This window comes from Gemmiger formicilis, assembly GCF_016901605.1.
Classification (GTDB): domain Bacteria; phylum Bacillota; class Clostridia; order Oscillospirales; family Ruminococcaceae; genus Gemmiger; species Gemmiger formicilis_B.
The window spans coordinates 1-2531 of record NZ_JACJKP010000266.1 but is presented as its reverse complement, the minus strand read 5'-3'; the positions used below and the strand labels follow the sequence as shown (position 1 = coordinate 2531).

Here is a 2531-nt window from a genome sequence, read left to right as displayed (position 1 = left end):
TGGCCGTCTGGAGCAAGAACCCCGACGTCGACCCGGTGGGCGCCTGCATCGGTGCCCGCGGCGCCCGTGTGGAAAAGATCGTGCAGGAACTGGGCGGCGAGAAGATCGACGTCATCCGCTGGAGCGAGGATGTGACCGAGTTTATCTCGGCTGCGCTGTCTCCGGCCAAGGTGGTCAAGGTGGAACTGCTGCCCGGCGAAACCAAGAGCTGCCGTGTGACGGTGCCCGATCACCAGCTCAGCCTGGCCATCGGCAACAAGGGTCAGAACGTACGCCTGTGTGCGCATTTGACCGGTTATAACATCGACATCCGTCCTGAATCCGGTTACTACGGCGAGGACGAAGAATAAACCAAGCCATTGCCCGAGCCGTTGGCTCCGGAGTTCATTTGAAAAGAGGTCGGCTACTTGCAGCAGCAAAAGCAAAAAAAGATCCCGGTGCGCCGTTGCGTTGGATGTAACACCCAGCGCCCGAAGCGTGAACTGGTGCGCGTTGTGCGCAGCCCCGAAGGCGAGATCAGCATTGATCTGCGCGGCAAAGCACCGGGGCGTGGGGCGTATCTTTGCCCTTCGGCCGCATGCCTGGCCAAGGCCCGCAAAGCCAAGCGGTTGGAACGCACTTTTGAAGTGCCCATCCCCGCCGAAATTTACGAGCGCCTGACCGAGGAGATCCAATGCGCGGAACAAAGTGCAAAGGAGGCGGCAGACCATGGCGAATGACCAACATCCGTTGCTGGGGGCGCTGGGGCTTTGCCGCAAAGCCGGTAAGCTGCTGCACGGATACGACCGCGTGCAGGAAAATGCCCTGCGCGGTAAGGTGGCACTGGTTCTGCTTGCCGCAGATGCCAGCGAACGTACCGTGACCCACATGCGCAGCGCCTGCGAGGGGATCGTGGCATGTGAACAGATGCCGCTGACCACCGCCGATCTGGCGATGCTCACCCCAAAACCTGCCGCCGTGTTCGGCATTACGGACGAACACCTTGCGCAGCTGTGCGCAAAACATCTTACCTGATGCAGAGGAGGACCACAGTTTATGGATTTTAAATACAAGATCGCAGATGTTGCCAAGGAGTTCGGCGTGCCCGCCAAGAAGGTCATCGAGACCGTTTCTTCGGTTACCGGTGAAGCTTACAAAACCGGCGGCACGTTCGGGGAGAAGGAATTGGATTTCCTGCTGGAAAACCTGACCCGCGAAAACGCCGAGAATAGCTTGGATGCCTACCTGGCCAGCGGTGCCAAGGAAGAACCGAAACCCGCCGCGCCCAAGGCAGAAACCAAGAAACCGGAAGCCAAAAAGCCGGAGAATAAGAAACCCGAAAACAAGCGGGATAACCGCAAGCCGGAAAAGCAGGCGGAAAAGCGCAACGAAAAGCGCGTCACCCTGCAGGAACTGGCTGCTGATACCGGCATCAAGAAGCCGGTGGCCGCTACCGAGCAGGTGCAGGTCAACCGCGCGCAGGTTTCTGTGGATACCCGCACTGTGGACGTCAACGTGGATAAATTCAATGCCCGTTATGACGACCTGGCGGACAGCCGCAACATGCCCAACAAGCGCAAGAACCAGCCCACCGGCAAAAAAGAAAAGTTCAACAACCGCAACAATCGCCGCGGCCAGCAGTTTGGCCGCCGCCGTGAGACCGAGGCAGAGCGTTTGCAGCGCATCCAGCTGGAGAAGGCCCGCAACGCTCAGCTCAAAATCTCCATTCCGGATGAGATCACCGTCGGTGAACTGGCCAGCCGCCTGAAGCAGACCGCTGCCAAGGTCGTGGCCAAGTTCATGCAGATGGGCGAGATGCACGCGGTTTCCGACGTGGTGGATTTCGATACCGCTGCCCTCATTGCCGAGGAATTCCATGCCAAGGTGGAGCATGAGGTTCATGTTTCCATCGAGGAACGTCTGTTCGTGCAGGAAGAGGACAACGCCGCCGATCTGGTGGAGCGTCCGCCGGTCGTTGTGGTCATGGGCCACGTCGACCACGGCAAGACCTCGATTCTGGACGCCATCCGCAAGACCAACGTGACCGCAGGCGAAGCCGGCGGCATCACCCAGGCCATTGGTGCCTACCAGGTCAAGAGCGGCGAGAGCGTCATCACCTTCCTGGATACGCCGGGCCACGAGGCTTTCACCGCCATGCGTGCCCGCGGCGCCAATATGACCGATATTGCGGTTCTGGTTGTGGCAGCCGATGACGGCATCATGCCCCAGACCATTGAATCCATCAACCATGCCAAAGCTGCCGGCGTCAAGCTGATCGTGGCTGTGAACAAGATGGATAAACCCACCGCCAACCCCGAGCGTGTCAAGGAACAGCTCACCCAGTACGAGATCGTGCCGGAAGACTGGGGCGGCGATGTAGCCTGCATCCCGGTGTCGGCACTGACCGGCATGGGCATCACCGACCTGCTGGAACGGATCGTTCTGGAAGCCGAGGTCATGGAACTGAAGGCCAACCCCAACCGCCGCGGCAAGGGCGCGGTTGTGGAAGCCCGTCTGGACAAGGGCCAGGGCCCCATCGCCACACTGCTGGT

General features: G+C 60.0%; 3 protein-coding genes and 1 pseudogene. All 4 read left to right on the top strand.

What is annotated here, in order from left to right:
• Positions 1–350: pseudogene (locus tag H6B10_RS13940) on the top strand (transcription termination factor NusA); the annotation flags it as partial.
• 57 nt (positions 351–407) lie between these two features.
• The gene (rnpM, locus tag H6B10_RS13935) at positions 408–719 is read left to right on the top strand and encodes an RNase P modulator RnpM (protein ID WP_204652154.1); all 312 of its coding nucleotides are present in this window, start codon (positions 408–410) and stop codon (positions 717–719) included.
• A complete protein-coding gene (locus tag H6B10_RS13930; RefSeq protein WP_007046645.1) occupies positions 709–1014 on the top strand; it encodes a L7Ae/L30e/S12e/Gadd45 family ribosomal protein in 306 nt (101 codons plus the stop codon). Before rnpM ends, H6B10_RS13930 begins: the two co-directional genes overlap by 11 nt.
• Positions 1015–1035: 21 nt before the next feature.
• Positions 1036–2531 (top strand): translation initiation factor IF-2 N-terminal domain-containing protein (locus H6B10_RS13925; RefSeq protein ID WP_204652153.1); only part of this gene is annotated, 1496 nt, incomplete at its 3' end.

What these genes read in the sequence shown, in the direction of transcription:
- H6B10_RS13930 (WP_007046645.1), top strand. Translation starts at nt 709, where the DNA reads ATGGCGAATGACCAACATCCGTTGCTGGGGGCGCTGGGGCTTTGCCGC.